The sequence below is a fragment of the Paraglaciecola polaris LMG 21857 genome (assembly GCF_000315055.1).
Taxonomy (GTDB): domain Bacteria; phylum Pseudomonadota; class Gammaproteobacteria; order Enterobacterales; family Alteromonadaceae; genus Paraglaciecola; species Paraglaciecola polaris.
On record NZ_BAER01000087.1, the window covers coordinates 12,115 to 31,321 of the forward strand.

Annotated in this window: 20 protein-coding genes; 9 read left to right on the forward strand and 11 right to left on the reverse strand. The window is 44.3% G+C overall.

The annotated features are described in order from the left end of the window. Positions 1 to 9: 9 nt before the first annotated feature. The 3 genes from GPLA_RS14910 to GPLA_RS14920 all read right to left on the reverse strand — a co-directional run bounded on the left by GPLA_RS14910 (position 10) and on the right by GPLA_RS14920 (position 3,317). The gene (locus tag GPLA_RS14910; protein ID WP_007105771.1) at positions 10 to 1,215 is read right to left on the reverse strand and encodes an aspartate aminotransferase family protein; all 1,206 of its coding nucleotides are present in this window, start codon (positions 1,213 to 1,215) and stop codon (positions 10 to 12) included. Positions 1,216 to 1,481: 266 nt separating this feature from the next. Continuing rightward, positions 1,482 to 2,636: an HDOD domain-containing protein gene (locus tag GPLA_RS14915; protein WP_007105772.1), complete on the reverse strand. Its 1,155-nt coding sequence runs from the start codon at positions 2,634 to 2,636 to the stop codon at positions 1,482 to 1,484. Positions 2,637 to 2,717: 81 nt separating this feature from the next. Next, a complete protein-coding gene (locus GPLA_RS14920; RefSeq protein WP_040514963.1) occupies positions 2,718 to 3,317 on the reverse strand; it encodes an anthranilate synthase component II in 600 nt (199 codons plus the stop codon). A gap of 457 nt (positions 3,318 to 3,774) precedes the next feature. On the opposite strand from GPLA_RS14920, the gene GPLA_RS14925 reads away from it, so the two are divergent. From GPLA_RS14925 to GPLA_RS14945, 5 genes are all read left to right on the forward strand, one after another. Then, positions 3,775 to 4,524: an electron transfer flavoprotein subunit beta/FixA family protein gene (locus tag GPLA_RS14925; protein WP_007105774.1), complete on the forward strand. Its 750-nt coding sequence runs from the start codon at positions 3,775 to 3,777 to the stop codon at positions 4,522 to 4,524. 27 nt (positions 4,525 to 4,551) lie between these two features. Further along, positions 4,552 to 5,481, forward strand: a complete 930-nt coding sequence (locus GPLA_RS14930) for an electron transfer flavoprotein subunit alpha/FixB family protein (protein WP_007105775.1) — start codon at positions 4,552 to 4,554, stop codon at positions 5,479 to 5,481. Positions 5,482 to 5,502: 21 nt separating this feature from the next. Further along, complete coding sequence (locus tag GPLA_RS14935) at positions 5,503 to 7,263, forward strand: acyl-CoA dehydrogenase (protein ID WP_007105776.1); 1,761 nt, start codon at positions 5,503 to 5,505, stop codon at positions 7,261 to 7,263. A 174-nt stretch (positions 7,264 to 7,437) separates the two neighbouring features. Beyond that, positions 7,438 to 8,448, forward strand: coding sequence for an AraC family transcriptional regulator (locus GPLA_RS14940; protein ID WP_007105777.1), 1,011 nt, complete (start codon positions 7,438 to 7,440; stop codon positions 8,446 to 8,448). Between the two features lie 39 nt (positions 8,449 to 8,487). Beyond that, positions 8,488 to 8,694 carry a hypothetical protein gene (locus GPLA_RS14945; protein ID WP_007105778.1) on the forward strand — a complete coding sequence of 69 codons (207 nt, stop codon included), beginning with the start codon at positions 8,488 to 8,490 and terminating at the stop codon, positions 8,692 to 8,694. 58 nt (positions 8,695 to 8,752) lie between these two features. Here the strand turns inward: GPLA_RS14945 and trpS are convergent, their stop codons facing one another. Then, positions 8,753 to 9,766: a tryptophan--tRNA ligase gene (gene trpS, locus GPLA_RS14950; protein WP_040514966.1), complete on the reverse strand. Its 1,014-nt coding sequence runs from the start codon at positions 9,764 to 9,766 to the stop codon at positions 8,753 to 8,755. A 34-nt stretch (positions 9,767 to 9,800) separates the two neighbouring features. After that, positions 9,801 to 10,478, reverse strand: a complete 678-nt coding sequence (rpe, locus tag GPLA_RS14955; protein WP_007105780.1) for a ribulose-phosphate 3-epimerase — start codon at positions 10,476 to 10,478, stop codon at positions 9,801 to 9,803. A 316-nt stretch (positions 10,479 to 10,794) separates the two neighbouring features. On the opposite strand from rpe, the gene GPLA_RS14960 reads away from it, so the two are divergent. The 4 genes from GPLA_RS14960 (at position 10,795) to GPLA_RS14975 (ending at position 12,570) form a co-directional block, all read left to right on the forward strand. Beyond that, the gene (locus tag GPLA_RS14960; protein ID WP_007105781.1) at positions 10,795 to 11,511 is read left to right on the forward strand and encodes a TorF family putative porin; all 717 of its coding nucleotides are present in this window, start codon (positions 10,795 to 10,797) and stop codon (positions 11,509 to 11,511) included. Positions 11,512 to 11,663: 152 nt separating this feature from the next. Then, complete coding sequence (locus GPLA_RS14965) at positions 11,664 to 11,894, forward strand: hypothetical protein (protein WP_007105782.1); 231 nt, start codon at positions 11,664 to 11,666, stop codon at positions 11,892 to 11,894. Between the two features lie 167 nt (positions 11,895 to 12,061). Next, positions 12,062 to 12,367, forward strand: a complete 306-nt coding sequence (locus tag GPLA_RS14970; protein ID WP_007105783.1) for a hypothetical protein — start codon at positions 12,062 to 12,064, stop codon at positions 12,365 to 12,367. A gap of 5 nt (positions 12,368 to 12,372) precedes the next feature. Then, positions 12,373 to 12,570 (forward strand): DUF2970 domain-containing protein, encoded by a 198-nt coding sequence (locus GPLA_RS14975; protein ID WP_007105784.1) that lies wholly within the window; start codon positions 12,373 to 12,375, stop codon positions 12,568 to 12,570. 57 nt (positions 12,571 to 12,627) lie between these two features. On the opposite strand, the gene GPLA_RS14980 is transcribed toward GPLA_RS14975, so the two are convergent. From GPLA_RS14980 to GPLA_RS15005, 6 genes are all read right to left on the reverse strand, one after another. Next, positions 12,628 to 13,461: a Dam family site-specific DNA-(adenine-N6)-methyltransferase gene (locus GPLA_RS14980; protein ID WP_007105785.1), complete on the reverse strand. Its 834-nt coding sequence runs from the start codon at positions 13,459 to 13,461 to the stop codon at positions 12,628 to 12,630. A 91-nt stretch (positions 13,462 to 13,552) separates the two neighbouring features. Beyond that, positions 13,553 to 15,064: an SPOR domain-containing protein gene (locus tag GPLA_RS14985; RefSeq protein ID WP_007105786.1), complete on the reverse strand. Its 1,512-nt coding sequence runs from the start codon at positions 15,062 to 15,064 to the stop codon at positions 13,553 to 13,555. Between the two features lie 30 nt (positions 15,065 to 15,094). Beyond that, the gene (gene aroB / locus GPLA_RS14990) at positions 15,095 to 16,162 is read right to left on the reverse strand and encodes a 3-dehydroquinate synthase (protein ID WP_007105787.1); all 1,068 of its coding nucleotides are present in this window, start codon (positions 16,160 to 16,162) and stop codon (positions 15,095 to 15,097) included. 33 nt (positions 16,163 to 16,195) lie between these two features. Beyond that, positions 16,196 to 16,711 (reverse strand): shikimate kinase AroK, encoded by a 516-nt coding sequence (aroK, locus tag GPLA_RS14995; protein ID WP_006990745.1) that lies wholly within the window; start codon positions 16,709 to 16,711, stop codon positions 16,196 to 16,198. Between the two features lie 236 nt (positions 16,712 to 16,947). After that, positions 16,948 to 18,690, reverse strand: a complete 1,743-nt coding sequence (locus tag GPLA_RS15000; protein ID WP_007105790.1) for a type IV pilus secretin PilQ — start codon at positions 18,688 to 18,690, stop codon at positions 16,948 to 16,950. Continuing rightward, positions 18,683 to 19,204, reverse strand: a complete 522-nt coding sequence (locus GPLA_RS15005; RefSeq protein ID WP_007105791.1) for a pilus assembly protein PilP — start codon at positions 19,202 to 19,204, stop codon at positions 18,683 to 18,685. The genes GPLA_RS15000 and GPLA_RS15005 overlap by 8 nt, the downstream gene beginning before the upstream one ends. Between the last annotated feature and the right edge of the window lie 3 nt (positions 19,205 to 19,207).

A 19,207-nucleotide genomic window follows, 5' to 3' on the forward strand; every position in this document is an offset into this window, starting at 1 on the left:
TACAGTAGTTTAAGCGTTTACGACTGCGGCAACTGCACGCTCGAAACGTGCCAAACCATCCTGAATATCAGCATCAGTAATGATTAACGATGGCGCGAAGCGCACCACATTTGCGCCAGCCACTAGGCACATAAGTTTCTCCTTTGCACTGGCAACCAAGAAGTCACGAGCACGGCCCTTAAATTTGTCATTTAGGGCACAGCCTAATAACAGGCCTTTACCACGAATTTCGTCAAATACCTGATACTTGTCATTGATGACTTGTAATCCATCACGGAACTGTTGTTCTTTTTTCTTAACGCCAGTGAGCACTTCAGGGGTGTTTACGATATCTAACACGCGCTCGGCAACGGCACATGCAAGTGGATTACCACCGTAGGTGCTGCCGTGGGTGCCGACTTTTAAATGTGCAGCAATTGCCGTCGTAGTGAGCATGGCGCCAATGGGGAACCCCCCGCCTAACGCTTTTGCGGACGTTAAAATATCAGGTGTAACGCCTAAACCCATATATGCGAAAAGCTCACCAGTACGGCCAACGCCAGACTGAACTTCATCGAAAATAAGCAATGCATTGTGCTTGTCACATAGGTCACGTACGCCTTGTACAAAAGATTGGCTGGGGCTGATAATGCCGCCTTCACCTTGTAATGGCTCCATCATGACGGCGCAAGTGCGATCAGACATGATAGCTTCAAGTGCACTTAGATCGTTGTAATCAACATGCTCAATACCACCTGGCTTAGGACCAAAACCATCAGAATAAGCCGTTTGACCACCGACAGTTACCGTGAAAAACGTACGACCATGAAAGCCTTGATTGAAGGCAATGATCTGGTCTTTTTCTGGCCCGTAATTGTCCAGGGCAAAACGACGTGCCAATTTAAGGGCTGCTTCATTGGCTTCAGCACCTGAGTTGGCGAAATAAGCTTTTTCAGCAAAAGTCGAATCAGTGAGTTTTTTCGCTAAGCGCAGTACGGGCTCATTGGTTAATACATTGCTTAAATGCCAAAGCTTTTCGCCTTGCTCTTTAAGAACGGCCACCAACTCAGGATGACAATGACCTAGAACGTTAACTGCGATACCGCCAGCGAAATCGATGTACTCGTCTCCGGCCTGATCCCATATACGTGCACCTAAGCCGCGTACTGGAATGATGTCAGCAGGATTGTAGTTAGGAACCATTACTTCGTTAAATAATTCGCGGGTAACTTGCATTCAGGTTGTCTCCAAATTTAATAGCCAAGGGCATAAAATAGGCAACCATTATTTCAGATTAAATTGGACTTGTCTGCAAAGGAAATGTAGCTAACCCCTTATTTTTAAAGGGGTTGAGTTAATTTGCAGGAATAGTGAATAAGTATTTAATCTAGTGAATAGGAAATTAGATCCGGGTGTCTGTGCTTAGCGCCACGGGTGCCAAGTTATACAGATGTTGCAACGAAAAATGCTGTTGCATGAATATTTACCGATTTTTTTACGATTTAGCCGTTATTTTCGTTTTCTAAGCCAATTGAGCGCATATCTGTGGTTTTCAACGACTCTAAAGAGCCAACTGGAAAAGCAAAATCACGCAGATATTCTTTGGCTTGCTCATTGCTGACTAAATTATGAAATTTTAATATGCGGTATTTGGCGTATGCATTACCTTGTTTCAATACCTTGGTTAACGGTAATGGTTCTTCGCCGGGATCGGTTAATCCCAGCTGTGCAAACGCCTCGTGCAAATTTAAGCGGGTAAATTGCAGGTTGTTCACTATGTCTGCCGTCGTTTGAGCGGCGTATTTATCGAGCAGAGTCAACAACACGTCGCCTGACGGTTCAACTTTTGTCAGCGCCGCGTGGCGTTGATGGTTGAGGGTGTCTTGGGCCTCTTTAAGGGCGCCAAGTTGTACTTGGTCAAATAACCTAAAATACAACTTCACCACTGCGATGGTGCCCAAACTTTGTAACATCCCCGCACTGAAAGCATGATTCTCATCGACTTTGTTAAAACTTGCTAAGCGCTTGCTAGACATAGCGGTGGCAATCGACTGCTCCCAAATACGACGTTTAATTTGCGGATACGGATCGGTAATTTGCGGTAAACAGCGACGTATTGTTAAAAAAGGCACCACCATTTTCAGGTTTTCGATACCAAAAAAGCTCAGGGCAACACGCAAGGTATCAGCTGTGATGACTTTCCCTTTACTATCTCGGCGTTGGTATTTGGCCGAGTTGATCATCTTCAGTAAATCTTTGTAAAACCATGGAATTTCTATCGCCAAGGTTTCTAAGCGGGAAACCGTACAGGCTTTTACGGCGAGTAAGTCCAGTATTTTGGGAATTGCCGCATCAATGGACAATACTTTGCGCACAATATATTCGTGATCTTTTAGTGTTTCATCAAGTAGCTGTGCGATGTTTACATGCAGTTTTCCAGACACTCTTTCTACATGATCATCTTCTTTTTCTTGATGAACCTTCTTGTCCTCTCGTGCTTGCTTTTCCACCGCAAGCAACTCACGGGTCGGCACAATCTTCTTGCTTACCGGCGGTGCTTTGCGCTCAGCTTGCTGTTGTTTGGCCTCTTTTATATCGACAAACAATTGTTTAAAGAGAGACTCAACTAAAGGTATATTGGTAGCAGGTGATGTCATTAAAGGTTCAAAAAGCCTTGTTTATCAGTATATATAGTATCGTTATAAGTTTGGATTGTGCCTTAATTTAGCGGTAATTTTCTAGGCTAATGTCATTTTATCTGCTGATACGGTCAGAAAGTTAGCCAATATTTGTAATCCACTGGCGCTGAGTAACGATTCAGGATGGAATTGCACTCCGTAAACGGCCAAATTTTGATGTTCAATCGCCATTATTTCACGCTGTCCTGGTATTTCTTCACACCAAGCCGTTACGGCCAATGTGTCAGGTAGTGTGGACTCGGTAATTAACAATGAATGATAGCGCGTAGCAATAAAAGGCTTGTCGATTCCACTAAACAGAGGGCTGTCATTGTGTTCTACGAGGGACGTCTTACCGTGCTTGATATTGTTCGCTCGCTCTACCTTAGCGCCAAATACCTGGCCTATGGCTTGATGGCCAAGGCATACGCCAAGCATGGGGATCATCCCTGCAAAGCGATTAATGGCGTCTAACGTCACGCCTGACTCGTTGGGTGTGCAGGGTCCGGGAGATAAGACTAAATAATCGGGCGCCAAAGCAGCAATTTGTTCACAGGTTATTTCATCATTACGTACTATCTTTACCTCTTGCCCTAAGGTCACGAAGTACCTAGCAAGGTTATGCGTAAATGAATCGTAATTATCAATGATAAGCAGCAAAGGTATTTAATACTCTTAAGTTGATGAGCAGCGGGGTATTTGCTCAGATTGAAAATTTCGCGGATTGTAAAACATTTCTGATGGCTTTGCTGAGACTTAATAGATAGGAGGGCGTTAGGACGATGTCACGAAATTTATACAGGACTAACCCTTTTTGCACTGTGTCTTTAGACCTTTAAGGCTAATATTCTGTGGGTGTTTGTAATGAGAAGAAAACAAAAATATCCGCTGTGAGCTAAGCATTTAATGATAAATGTCAATGGTGAGGAAGCGTAAAATGATGTGTTTCCAGACTGCCTATTGTCCCTTTATGTTAATTGATAGGCTTTTTTAGATCTTGTGGTATGACCTGATGCACGCCACACTTATACCCATCAACAAGCTAAATTTGTTCAGCTAACGCTGAGTTAAGCCCAGCGGTCATGCCCGAGTAGGCCACAAACAGAGTGAGACGAATATGAAGATTTTAGTAGCGGTAAAGCGAGTCATTGATTACAACGTAAAAGTACGCGTGAAAGCGGATAACAGCGACGTTGATTTAACTAACGTAAAAATGGCGATGAACCCTTTTTGTGAGATTGCCGTGGAAGAAGCGGTGCGCCTTAAAGAAGCTGGCGTCGCGAGTGAAGTGATTGTGGTATCGATAGGAACGAAAGCCTGTCAGGAACAAATTCGCACCGCACTTGCATTGGGCGCCGACCGCGGTATTCAGGTTGAATTGGATACACCCGCTGATGCACTTAGCATTGCCAAATTATTAAAAGCCGTGGTTCAACAAGAGCAACCAGGTTTAGTCATTTTAGGCAAGCAGTCTATTGATTCAGACAACAATCAAACGGGACAAATGTTAGCAGCTTTACTTGATCAACCCCAAGCGACGTTTGCGTCAAAAGTTAACGTTGACGGCGATAAGGTGCAGGTCACTCGTGAAATCGACGGTGGTTTGCAAACTATCGAATTGGACTTACCAGCTATTATCACTACGGATCTGCGTTTGAATGAGCCACGTTATGCCTCGCTACCTAATATTATGAAAGCGAAACGTAAGCCATTAGACGTGAAAACGCCGACTGAGTTAGGTGTGGAAGTAAGAAACAAGATTACCTTAGAAAGCGTTAATGCACCGGCCCAGCGTCAAGCGGGCATTAAGGTTAAGTCAGTGGCTGAACTAGTCGAAAAATTAAAAAACGAAGCTAAGGTACTTTAACCAGTACGCTCAAAGGAGATAACGAATATGACTATTTTGGTAATTGCAGAGCATGACAACCAAACACTTAAGCCTGTCACGTTGAATACCTTGGCTGCCGCGCAGCAAATTGGTGGTGATATAGAATTATTAGTAGCCGGTCATCAATGCCAAGCAGTGGTCGATGCCGCTGTCAGTATTGCAGGTGTGAATAAAGTATTGCACGCGGACAACCCAGCCTACGAGCATCAGTTAGCTGAGAATATCGCTAAATTAATCGTAACTCTGATCAATGAACACAGTCATGTATTGGCGCCAGCGACCACAAGCGGAAAGAATTATCTCCCTCGCGTGGCAGCGCTATTAGACGTGAATCAGATTTCTGACGTAACCGGTGTGGTTTCTGCTGACACCTTCTTGCGACCTATTTATGCTGGTAACGCCATTGCTACGGTGACCTCTGATGATAGCATTAAGGTATTAACGATACGCGGAACAGGATTTGACGGAGTGAGCCCTGGAGGCGGCTCTGCAAGTGTTGACGTTATTGCACAACAGTGCGATAGCGGACAGTCTCGTTTCGTCGGCGAAGAGCTAGCTAAATCAGATCGACCTGAATTGACTGCTGCATCTGTGATCGTTTCAGGTGGTCGCGGTATGGGCAACGGGGATAACTTTGAAATTCTATATAGCTTAGCCGATAAATTAGGAGCGGCAGTAGGGGCTTCAAGAGCTGCAGTTGACGCAGGGTTTGTGCCGAATGATATGCAGGTAGGACAAACCGGTAAAGTGGTGGCACCTGATTTGTATATCGCTGTGGGCATTTCAGGCGCAATACAACATTTAGCGGGTATGAAAGACTCCAAAGTGATCGTGGCAATCAATAAAGATGAAGATGCACCTATATTTCAAGTAGCTGATTATGGTTTGGTTGCTGACTTATTTGATGTCATACCTGAATTGACTAACCAAGTTTAGAGCTGAGATAAGAGTAAAATTATGAGTGAATATACACACCCACTAGCAGACGCTGAATTCGTTTTAAATGAACTTGTTGGTTTTGACAAGCTTTGCGCAGAAATGGGCCACGAAGACATTAATAGTGAATTGGCCTCGGTTATTTTGTCCGAAGCGGGCAAACTAGGTAGTGGTGTGTTGGCGCCGCTTAATAAAGTCGGGGATTTACATCATCCGACTATGATTGAAAAAGATGGCGGTCCAGGCGTGCAGCAAACGGCTGGTTTTGCCGAAGCGTACCAAGAATATATGGACGGCGGCTGGGCTTCACTCACAGGTGCCGAAGAATTTGGCGGGCAAAACTTGCCGAATGTGCTGGGCAGTGCGGTTAACGAGATTTGGCATACGTCTAACATGGCGTTTGCATTATGTCCTTTGCTCAGCCAAGGCGCGATTGAATCAATTTCCCATCATGGCAGTGAACATTTGCAGCAGTCGTACTTGCCTAAAATGTTAAGCGGTGAATGGCCGGGCACTATGAATTTGACCGAGCCGGATGCGGGTACCGATTTAGCGGCGGTGAAAACCAAAGCGATTCCCAATGGTGATCACTACTTGATCAGTGGGCAAAAAATATTCATCACCTGGGGCGATCATCAAATGACCGATAATATCGTGCATTTGGTGTTGGCGCGCTTACCTGATGCCCCTGAAGGGGTGAAGGGTATTTCTTTGTTTATCGTGCCTAAGTTTAATCTTGACGAGAATGGTCATCCAGGTGAGCGTAACGATGCGTTTTGTGTCTCTTTAGAGCACAAGCTCGGTATTCATGGTAGTCCCACATGTGTCATGAGCTTTGGTGACAAAGGCGGTGCTAAAGGTTATTTAGTTGGTGAGGCTCACAAAGGCCTTTCTTACATGTTTACTATGATGAATCACGCACGCCAAGGTGTTGGCTTACAAGGCTTGGCTGCATCAGAAGCGTCATACCAACATGCACTGCAGTACGCTAAAGATCGTTTACAGGGAACCAAGAAAGACGGTAGTCGTTTCACCATTATGAAGTTTCCAGATGTGCGACGCATGTTGATGCAGATGAAGTCATCTACTGAAGCCATGCGCGCATTGTGTTTAGTCGCTGCTGCTGAAATTGACCGTGGCAATGCTGCTCGCAGTGAGCTTTTTACGCCAATCGTTAAAGGTTGGTGCACTGAGTTGTCCCAAGAGCTAACCTATTTAGGCACACAAATTCATGGCGGCATGGGCTTTATCGAAGAAACCGGCTCAGCACAATTTTACCGTGACGCACGAATTCTAACCATTTATGAAGGCACTACAGGCGTTCAAGCATTGGATTTGGTTGGGCGTAAAACCCTAGTGAATAACGGTGAATCCTTAGGGGCGCTGCTTGATGAAATTGCGCAGGATTTAGCAAAGTTTGATGTTATGGGAGGGCAATTCACACTCGCAGCACAGCAGTGTCGAACCGCTTTAGAATGTGGTGTTGCGGCCCGCCAATGGTTGTTAGATATTGCCGCGACAGACAAAGATGCACCTGGCAGTGCGAGCGTTAACTTTATGATGTTGTTTGGTTATTTATGTGGCGGTTGGCTAATGGCAAAAAGTGCCATGCAAGCAAAAGCACAATTAGCCGCCGGTGAAGGTAATGCAGACTTTCTGAATGCTAAGCTTATCTCTGCACAGTTCTTCTGTGAGCATATGGTTGTGCGCAGCCAAGCATGTTTTGCATCTATTCAGGCTGGCAGCGATAGCATTATGTCTTTGCCTGAAGATGCGTTTTAGTCGATTTTTTAGGACATTGATTTGATTAAAAGCATCATCGGGCAACCTATGGTGCTTTTTTTATCACTGAGCTTCATTCAATCTATCAGAATGATTTCCGTCAGATACGCAAAACGATATACTTTATTAATAAAGGTTTTTAGTTTATTTCATACAGTGAGTTGCTAACCGTCCATGCGTTATAAACACCATTCTATTTCCGTTCATTTCGCCCAAGGGATTGTTAAAAGAGCAATAGAGCAGGGATTAGATGAAGAAAAACTGCTGCATGAATCAGGTTTAAGTCATGCTTTGCTGAATAACAACGAAGTGCGCATCACCCCTGAGCAACTTAGTCGTCTGATGCAGTCAGTTTGGCACAGCGCTGACGATGAATATCTATGTTTTGGCAGTGAGCCGTCTCGTCATGGAGTGTTCAACTTGATGGCTAAGCAGGTTTCACATAGTGCCAGTTTACGTCAGGTGTATAGAAGAGGGACGCGTTTTTATAATTTGATTGCCGGAGCGACCAAGCTTAAATTTGAAGAGCGGGAAAAATACGCACGCTTTTATTTGCAGTTAACCAAACCTGAACTGGATCCAGAGCATGTACTTATCGATTTTTTGTTATTGCTGTGGCACCGTTTTCCAAGTTGGCTCATTGGTCAGCGTATTCCGTTAAGAAAAATCGGTTTTATGCATGCAAAACCTGCTCATCATGAAGAATATCGTCTCATGTTTCCCTGTGAAGTTGTGTACCAGCAAGAGAATAATTATTTTGAATTTGAACACGCTATTCTCAGTGCTGCTGTGGTGCAAACCCAGCAAAACCTAAATGATTACCTGCAACGATGCCCATTAGATTGGTTTAAACGTCAGTCATATTTCCCCGTTTATACTCGTAAGGTATTAAATTACCTCGAAACCACTGACGATATGTCAGCTGTCAGTATGTTAGATCTTGCCATGCAACTGCATACGACAATTCGCACCCTTAGGCGCAAGCTGTTGGAAGAGGGCACTAGCTTTCAAGAGTTAAAAGACAGTGTGCGGCGCGATGAAGCGATCCATTATTTGAGTCAGCCTGATATGGCCATATCGCAAGTGGGACGTTTACTGGGTTTTACCGAAGCGGCGACATTTACGCGTGCGTTTAAAAGCTGGACCGGCGTTGCCCCGAGTACTTATCGAAAGTCTAAAATCTAGGGATGGCGATGGGGAGCGCTAAATGGATGCCATTAGTGCATGAATGTCCTATTTGGTATGGTAAATGACTTTTACTGCCATACGCATTTTTACATCCTTGCAACATACTTACTCAGTTCAAGTCAATTTATCGCTTTGAACAGCAATAAGGGGCTCAAGTTGTTATCCCAACCTAACAGCTTGTTTTCCTTTGCCTTGCCGACTGGCGCAAAACGTACTTATGTACGTTTTAGTGCCGGTTTTTAAGGCATAAAAAAACAGCCATTTGGCTGCTTTTTACAACGAGCAATTAAAATTCATTGCCTTATTTGCGCAATGGATTGGCCACAAAACCGACGGCTTGATAAGCCTTATCGATCGTCTTCTGTGCTTTAGCTTGCGCCTTTTCTGCTCCTGCCGCCATTATGCGTTCTAGCTCAGTTTGGTCTTGACGCAACTCCTTGAATTTAGCTTGGATAGGCTCCAACATGGCGACTACAGCGTCAGCTACGTCGGTTTTTAGATGACCATACATTTTGTCTTCATATTCAGGTACTAATGCTGCAATGGGCTTACCTGTGGCACATGACAACAAGCTAAGTAGATTCGAAACACCAGGCTTTTCCGCAGTATTGAAGTAAATGCGCGCTTGTTCGTCAGAGTCGGTCACGGCACGTTTAATTTTCTTGCTGATTTTTTTAGGATCTTCCAGCAAGCCAACAAAGTTATTAACATTGTCGTCAGACTTAGACATCTTCTTCAGGGGATCTTGTAAGCTCATGATACGCGCACCCACTTCAGGAATGTAGGGATCAGGGATCGTAAACACATCGCCATACAGATTATTAAAACGGGTGGCTATGTCACGTGTGAGCTCTAAGTGCTGTTTTTGGTCTTCGCCCACCGGAACTTGTTTTGCTTGATAAAGCAGAATATCTGCCGCCATTAACGCAGGGTAGGTGTATAACCCTGAATTAATATTAGTGACGTTTTTGGCTGATTTATCTTTAAACTGCGTCATACGATTCAGTTCGCCCATCTGGGTATAACAATTCATGATCCAGCCGAGCTGAGCGTGCTGAGGCACGTGTGACTGCATAAAAATTGTGCTTTTGTTCGGATCAATGCCACAGGCAACATATAGAGCTAATCCGTCAAGGCAAGCATTGTATAATGCTTTAGGATCTTGGCGCACTGTGATGGCGTGCATGTCTACCAACATATACAGACATTCATTATCGTCTTGCATATCAACCCATTGACGAAGTGCGCCAACATAATTTCCCATCGTAAGTTGTCCTGATGGCTGGCAGCCGCTTAATACAATTGGTTTGCTCATAAGATATTTTTCTACTGTTAGTGTCTGATTGGAATTATGTCGGAGAAACGTTGGCTAATTCAGCCCGCATTTCATCGATAACTTGACGATAGTCTGGCTGATTAAAAATGGCAGAGCCTGCAACAAACATGTCTGCACCTGCTTCGGCTATGGCGCGAATATTATCGACTTTTACGCCCCCGTCAATTTCTATTCGGATATCACGTCCGCTGGCTTGGATCATTTTTTTGACTATTTGCAGCTTATCCAAGGTTTCTGGGATAAAAGCCTGCCCGCCAAAGCCCGGGTTAACCGACATCAGTAAAATATGATGCAACTTGTGCAGTGTGTAATCTAAGCAATCTAGTGAGGTTGCGGGGTTTAACACTAACCCAGGCTTACAGCCTGAGTCGGTTATTAATTGAATGCTGCGGTCTACATGTCTTGAGGCTTCGGGATGAAAGCTAATCATACTTGCGCCTGCTTTGGCAAAGCTGACGATCATTTCATCTACGGGCTCTACCATTAAGTGCACATCAATTTCAGCGGTCACGCCGTAATCCCGCAGTGCCTTACATATCATCGGGCCGATGGTTAGATTAGGTACGTAATGATTGTCCATAACATCAAAATGAATTACATCAGCACCTGCGGCTAAAACAGCGTCTACTTCAGCGCCAAGCCGGGCGAAATCAGCGGAAAGAATAGAAGGAGCAATTAAAAAGGGACGCATATAAGCCTCGATTTGCGCAAAGATGTAACTGTACCGAAAAACACGCTTTGACAAAAGTATCAACTGCGCCCCAAAACAGGGCTTTCGCTTTTTTGTGGTGCATCAATGCACAGTATTATCTCATCCCCTGTCTTAAATGAAATAGTATTTAACGTAAAAAATATATATTTATCAATTGGATAGATTGTCGTTGGTGAATTTATTTTGTGTTCAATATTTAGGCATCGCTTTTGCGTAGTTGTAACAAGAATTAACGAAAAATCGAAGTTATCTCAACAAAAATTGAATTAGCTAAAAACATATGGAGCACACACACATGAAAGCATTAAAACTTACCGCACTAGCAGCCGCCGTTCTTGCCAGTTCTGTCGTTAGCCAAAGCGCATTTGCAGAAGTTACTGCTAACGCAAGCGTTACCAGTAACTATATTTGGCGTGGTCTAACACAAACAACTAACGACGCTGCGGTACAAGGCGGTATCGATTATGCTCACGAAAGTGGCTTCTATGCGGGTACATGGGTATCCAACGTCAATTATGGAGCAGATGATGTTTACTCGTACGAGCACGATATGTATTTCGGCTTATCAGGTGAATCTGGCGACATCACTTACGATGTTGGTTACCTCTATTACAACTACGACGATGAAGCAAACTTTGACTTTGCGGAAGTATATGGCTCGATAGGCTATGGCGGTCTTAGTGCAACACTTTCATTGTTGGCGCACACTGAAGCTGACGAAGGCGAAGGTCGCGATTATGGTTTTGGTAAAGCATCATATATTTCAGTCGACTATGGGATGCCAGTACTCAATGGGGCAGAACTAGGATTTCACGTGGGTTACCACCAAGGTGATTTCGCTGAAGATTTTAACGGTGTACCAGATGGTTATGCAGACTGGGGGATCTCGGTGGCGAAAGACGGCTTTAGCTTCGCTGTTACTGGCACTGACTTAGACGATTCAGGTGTTGACGCTTACGACAACGATTCAATTAAATTTACTGTAGGTTATGCACTAGATTTTGAACTTTAAGTTTCAGATTTAAATAAACTTTACGTCAATGCTAAAAACCCCAAAGTTTTCACTTTGGGGTTTTTTCATTTATCTATTATGTGATTGGAGACTTGGGTCGGCCTACTTGATTGGGATAACGGTAGCGGCTCAGAAAAACGAGTATCTAGACTATGGCGGTGCGCCAGGTGACCTTATTTGATACCAGTGATATGTATTACAAGCTCAGTTATGGTGTTTTTTATTTCGAAAGTGACGTTGACTACGGTTTTTTACCAGCCGACTTAATCAAAGACGACTTTATGTTTAAGCTTGCTAAAGACGATAGGGAGGCCATCTCGAATACGCAGCCAGAACAGGGTGATGATTCTAAGTTTGTCGTTAGTTGGGGCATGGGCTTTTAATTCGCCCTATTCTTGGGAATAAGATTTTTTGTGTTGCTTGACTTGGGTAATAAATGGGTAAAATATTATCATTTTAGCGATGAATAGCCTGACATTTGAGGTGAACTTTAATCGTTAGACGAAAGTATAAGGTATAATGCAACAAGATATTTCGACTAGGAGGGGTTATGAAAGCGCATTTTAAAAAACTAATCGGCCTCGGTGCCTTCGCATTAGTTGCCATGTTGGCGGTAGGTAAAACGTCGATGAATAATGAAACCTTATTCTGTAGCTGTCCCGAATCGTTGGCGTTTGATCATGCCTTACCCATGAGTCACCCAATTAACCGCTGTGCTAAAGAGCAAGCTGATGTGATTAGCTGGTCTGGGTGGGTAACAGGCAATTCAAATTCGTTTCAGATGCATTTTATTGATTTACTTGAGCTACTTTCGCGTTATGCTGAAGAAACGGACGATCTTCAACCTCGAGCGTAATTAGTATGGATAATGCAAAAAGCGGTTTATGGGATGTATTTAAAAGTGTAGCAGCCAGTGTGTTTGGTGTGCAAAGTAGTGCAAATCGTGAACGTGATTTTCAGCAACAGTCTTTTGTACCCTACGTGGTAGTCGGGATTATTTTTGTCGTTATCCTGGTCGTGTCACTGATATTTATCGTGTCTGTTGTTATCCCCAGTTAACCTTAGCGTTTTGGTTCTCTAGCTCCTGAGCATTGCGGTCGTCAATGCATTCATCACCTAACGTGAACTTGGCTTAACGTAAAGAGCCAAGAGTTCACTGACCTTCTTCCTACCATTGCCTTTTTGGCTAATAAAGCGACTGACTTGAAGTTCTGACAATTGTGCCAAGGCATAAAGTCGGCGGGTATCTGCTGTGTCGTGATTGCTTATCAATACTGGAATATCACGCTCAAAGGCTGTTTTAGCCGCAACTAAGGCTAAATTGCTTTGCTCTGCCATGGAAAATCCACTTTTAGCATAGCTGGCAAAGTTTGCTGTTTTGCTAATGGGGGCATAAGGAGGATCACAATAAATAACACTGCCGGTACGCGCTCGGCTAAAGGTTTTTTCGTAGGACTCACAAACAAACTGAGCCTTTTTAGACTTTTCAGCAAAAAAGTACAATTCATCTTTCGGAAAGTAGGGGGCTTTGTAGCGGCCAAATGGCACGTTGAATTTGCCCGATAAGTTATAACGACATAGGCCATTGTATCCAAAGCGGTTTAAGTACAAAAACAAGACTGCTCGCTCATATATGTCTTCACTGGCATTAAACAAAGCACGCATAGCATAGTAGGCGTCAGCATCGTTATTTTGCGCGGTAAAGAGCGCTTGAGCATCTTCAATATAACGCTCGGGTTGCTCCTGCAAAATTTTATACAGGTTGATGAGATCCGGGTTGATGTCGCTGAGTAAATAGCTTGTGAAGTCCGTGTTCAGAAATACGGAGCCAGCGCCAACGAATGGCTCAACTAATTTTTTTGCAGAAGGTAAATGTTGGTTTATCTGCTCAACTAGCCGATATTTTCCACCCGCCCATTTCAAAAAGGCTCTGTTTTTCTTATTGGTCATTAAAGATTCTTATCAGGCCCTGCTTTCGAATAAGAAGGGGAAAGTAGGGATTGTAACGAGCCAAGGTAAAAACAACAATTGGCAAGTGGGTTTAATTCGCAGAATCAATTTCTTGATGCACTTTTTGCAGGGCTTTAGGGAAAGGTGTTGCGTCATGCATGCCTTTTGGTAGCGAAGCAACACCTTGCAGGGCTGCGGCTAAAGAAGGGTAGTGTTTGTGGTAAAGCAACACGTACCAGTCCTTATTGTAACGTTTCGTTTGATATACCCAAACATCTTGCTGGATGTTGTTAGCGCGCAGATAGTTGTCGATGGCGTCGCGCATGCTGAAACCGATAATCTGTAACACATATCCTGCATCGGGTAGGGCTAAAATTTCTGCTTCATCAAAGAGGTAAGTAGGCAATTTTTCTGCTTTCGCTATTTCTTTAGGTGGTTTATTCCCATTTACTGCAACAGGAAGAGGAACCTCTGTTGGCACATCTGCGGCAACCGGTTTGCGCAAGCTGCCTGTTTGCACATTGTTATTTTCCGGCGCGGCATCATGCAGTGACTGAATATCTGCATTTTTTCGTGTTTGTGCATCATCTATGCGCTTACTTTCACTCATCCAATTGGATACTAGAGCATCACCTTGAGTAGCGGCAGGCGCAGGCGTATCAGCGTCTACTGAGGCTAGAGGAGCCATTGAAGTCGAGCTAATATCATCTGCTGTATTGTTGTCGCGTTCGGAATTACCCTTTGATACACCTGTCGTGCTGACCTGATCATCCTGAGGTCTAGTATCAGTATTCTTGTCAGTGTCTTTGCTGGGATCCGCCGCTGAACTTGACCTAGGGTGGATAGGGTCGGTTTCAGTCGTTAATTCACTATCAACTTCACCGTCTAAAAGCTCGGGATATTGGGAAAGTAATATCCCAGCAAATAGAGCAAAAAATAACAGCCCGATAACCGGAATAAACCAAGGGCGCTGCATGACACTAGGCGCTTGTGTTAGGGGGACGTGATTGCGCTGTTCAATACGCTGAGCAAAAGCTTGGCGTTTGTTAGCAATCAACTGCTCCAATTCGCTGCCAGATACATCAGACGGGTGCTCAGTTGACGCACCAGCATCAACTACTATGACGTTATTTTTATTGTCTTTTCCGAGAATTTGGTATGTTTGGTTAACCCATTGTGGCTGAGCAAAAACAAGCACATTGATTTGGCGTTCGCTGCCCGCGTGCAAGGTTAGGATCAACTGCTGCAAGTCTTCCAGCATGCTGGGGGACAGCTGCTCACCTTTAGAAATACAGATGAGCAAACCTTGGGATTGCCCTGACTCTATTTGTCCGATACTAGGAGCTAACAGCTGGGCTAAGGGGAGGTTACCTGATCTAGGGGCTAATTTACTTGATAGTTGTTGGGTTAGCTGCTGACGAAAGTCGTCTAGCATCATGCTTGGCTTAACGGTTAACACGGCCACTTCGTCATTTTCATTTTGTTCAGATAATAGTGCGTCTACGCATGTTGACACGCTGAAATCGGGCTCAGATTTAATTAAAATGAGTCCCGATGAATATTGAATTAAATGATTAAGGCGTTTGTGCAGTTCGCTTTGCAAAGATGTTTACTCAAATAGTTTAATCAACGACTAGTTTAATAAAGCCGTCAGTAAGGTTTCATCTAAGTCGGACGTGACGACGGCTTCACCAATGGCGGTCGGCAGAATATAATTTAGCTTACCCGCCTGAACCTTTTTGTCGTGTACCATGTGTTGCATGAAGGTAGCGTAATTCATGTCTGCTGGTGGCGCGATAGGCAGCGAGAATGCCTGCAATAAGGTTACAATGCGCTGAACTTGAACGTCAGTCATCCAGCCTTTCATTTGCCCAGCTTTTGCCGCTAAGACCATACCGGCTGCAACCGCTTCACCGTGTAACCAATTACCGTAGCCTTGCTCTGCTTCTATGGCGTGGCCAAAAGTGTGTCCGAGGTTAAGCAAAGCGCGCAAGCCAGCTTCACGCTCATCTATGGCTACAATCTCTGCTTTGATTTCACAGCAGCGCGCAATGGCATATTGTAAGGTCTCAACATTTTGGGCTATCAATTGCGCGCTATTTTGCTCTAACCAACTGAAAAATGCTTGGTCGTATATGATCCCGTATTTAATCACTTCGGCCATGCCAGCGGAAAATTCCTTAGGTGGCAGGGTCTTTAGGGTCGTGGTATCGATAAAAACGGCTTTTGGCTGATAAAACGCACCAATCATGTTTTTACCTAAAGGGTGATTTACTGCCGTTTTACCGCCTACGGAGGAATCGACTTGAGATAACAAAGTGGTAGGGATTTGGATAAATGGCATGCCACGTTGAAAACTGGCAGCAACAAAACCGGTTAAATCACCAATAACACCGCCGCCGAGAGCGATTAAGGTTGTATCTCGGGCTGCAGACATACTCAGCAGTTGCGAAATAACGTGTTCAAAGCTAGCAAGGTTCTTGTGTTGTTCGCCATCGGCAATCACGATTTTTTGTATCTCAATGGTCGGCAAGCTATCGATGATAATTTGACTATAAAGAGGGTCAACGACGTCGTTGGTGACCAATACGGCTTTATCAGTTTTGATAAAATCGGCCAGTTGATTGCTTTGAGTAAGCAAACTCGGCTGAATAAAAATGGGGTAGCTACGCTCACCCAACTTCACTGTTAATGTTGTCATAAGCGCAGCCCTTTCGAGATAATATTTTAGCTATTACTGATTGATTTTCTCAATGATCTGATTGGCAACGGCGCGGGCGCTTTGCTCATCAGTATCTACAATGTAGTCAGCAGCATCTTCGTACATTGGGTTGCGTTCTTCTGCAAGTCTACGCAAAACAGTTTCTGGATCGTCTTTTTGTAATAATGGACGACGTTTATCACGTTGGGTGCGAGCGACTTGTTTGTCGATGGTGGTTTGTAAGTAAACGACAATGCCTCTCGCTGATAAGCGATTACGAACAGCTTTGCTGACCACAGAACCACCGCCTGTTGCCAAAACAATGCCTTGCTTGTCGGTTAAATCGTTGATGACGGTTTCTTCACGAGCGCGAAAGCCTTCTTCACCCTCTAAATCAAAGATCCAAGCGATATCTGCGCCAGTGCGCTTTTCAATCTCTTGATCTGAATCATAAAATTCTAAATGAAGTTCGTCTGCGAGGTGTCTGCCAATCGTGCTTTTACCAGCACCCATCGGACCTATTAAAAAAATATTACGTTTTTCAGCCATTTTTGCTTATTTCACAATTCTGTTTATTTCGGGGGTAGAAAACTATTATCGCGGCTACCCTTAAATGGATTAACCTGACCTCGTTGAAATTTCGAGAGCGGGATTATCTCAGCTTTACCCTGAAATTTGCAAGCTTTGTTAAGTCTAGGTGAAATTTAAATGCCCAGCACCTGTTATCTGCCAAATATACTATTATACCGTGAGTCGCTTCTGCGCCTTATATAGCGCACCTTACCCTATTGCGCAGCGGCATTATCGAGTAATATTTTAGGGGTGACAAAAATCAACAATTCTCGTTTTTCGTTGACCATTTGGGTGCTTTTAAACAGGTGACCGAAGAAAGGGATGTCTCCAAGCAGTGGGATTTGGGTTACATCGTCGGTGCGAGTCTGCTGAAAAATACCGCCTAAGACGATCGTTTCGCCATTATTTACCAAAACCTGAGTACTGATTTCTTGGGTATCAATGGCTACCGCCAGTCCAGTTGATGTGTTGACCGTATCACCTCGGGTATCTTGAGTAACCACCAAATCTAAAATTATCCTATGGTCAGGGGTAATATGCGGCGTCACTTTTAAACTTAGCACTGCTTTCTTGAATTCAACTGATGTGGCGCCGCTAGAGGTGGATTGCACATACGGGATTTCGGTACCTTGCTCGATATAGGCTTCGCGCTGATTAGCTACGGTTATACGCGGACTGGCAATCACTTCACCTTTGTTTTCAGATTCAAGCGCCGATAGCTCTAAATCCAAAATGGTACCGTCTACCAAACGTGCCACTTGAATACCTATACTGCCAGCGGCACCCGTGACCGGAAGATTCACATTCATTCGGTTGTCCAGTGAGGGCACAACGCCACTGCCTAGCGTATCTGCGCCTTCTAACGAGCCCGATATAGTGCTGTTGCCAGACTTGTTACTTAAACCCCAGCGCACACCTAATTGTTCGTCTACGTTGTCACGTACAGTGACCATTCTAGATTCGATGAGTACCTGTTTTACCGGAATATCCAATGCGCTAATGAGCATACGCGCTTCATCGATAGACAATTGTGTATCTCTTAGCAGCACGGTATTCGTGCGTTCGTCTACTGCTACACTGCCCCTGGGGCTTAATATACTGCTCTCAGCGTTTTTTAAAATGCTGGCAATTTCTTTGGCTTTGGCATAATTGATTTGTAAATTTGCCGAGATGAGAGGGGCGAGTTGAGCAACTTGCTGGCGATTCTGTAATTGTTGGGTTTCGCGTGATGCGAGTTCTTCTGAGGGGGCAATTAACAAGATATTGCCTTCTAAACGCTTATCTAGGCCGCGTATTTTTAAGATCATGTCCAAAGCTTGATCCCACGGTACGCCACTTAAACTAACGGTCACGTTACCGCGTACGGTATCTGTGGTGACTAAATTGAAACCATTTACTTGAGCAATAATTTGCAACACATTGCGTACCGGCACGTCTTGAAAGTCTAGGGATATGGGATCACCGTTATACACACTTGCATTTTGTGCTTGTTCTGTGGATTGAGGCTTAACCGTTAATACTAGCTGATTTTCATTTCTGTTATGGGTAAACACCACATCTTCTAATAGATTGAATTCTAAAACGCTGGCCCCTTTTCTTGAAAACGTTTCGATTTCTGCAATGGGCGTGGCAAACTCAGCCACGTTTAAAGTGAAAAGCTGATCCTGCGCCAGCTTAGTATCCGGCAGCGTTAGAGTTAATTGTTGCTTAGAGGCGATTAATTGCGGCGTAATCCGGTTGTTGTCAAAGGTTAAGGTGGCCACACCGTAACCTTCATTGGAGCGGGTGAATTGAATGTCTACAAGTTGATTATTGGTGAGCTCGTTAAGCGCAGCAATAGGGTCGACCAGTAGGGGTTCATCTTGCGCCATAGTAGGCAGATGCCAAGACACGCACAATAAGACAATTAAACTAATGAGCATCTTAGGTAAAAGTGGTAATTGGCGGTCAGCCATTATTCTCTCCTGCATTGTCTTGCATGGACAAGGTTGCTTGTTTTTGCTGCCAGCAACCCGTGCCATCAGGCAACATTTCTGTGTAGGTGATTTGTCCTTCTTTTATGGCGGTAATGCGACCATAAAATAGTCCAAGATAATCTCCAACCGTGGCGCGATATAAACGGCCATCGTTTGTTTGGATAAGAGCCCAACTTTGTTGATTTTTTTTAATGTTGCCAATAAATGCCATGGCGTCAATGCCATGATGTTCCAGTGGTTGTTTTACGTGTGCCACATTCGGTTGAGGGCAGCTAGGTGTGGCCGGTGTCGTTTCAGCTTGTGGGGCATTTTTCAAGCGCTGAAAAGGGCTGCGACGTTCATTCGCGGCATAAGTGAAGGCCGGGGAAGTGGTAAATTCAGGGTACGGCTCAATGTTAACTGGGGTATTGGTTTTTACTTCGGCAATATAGCTATCTAGATCTTGTTTTTGCTCAGAGCATGCGCTGAGTAAAGCAAGAAGTAGCAGTAACATCAG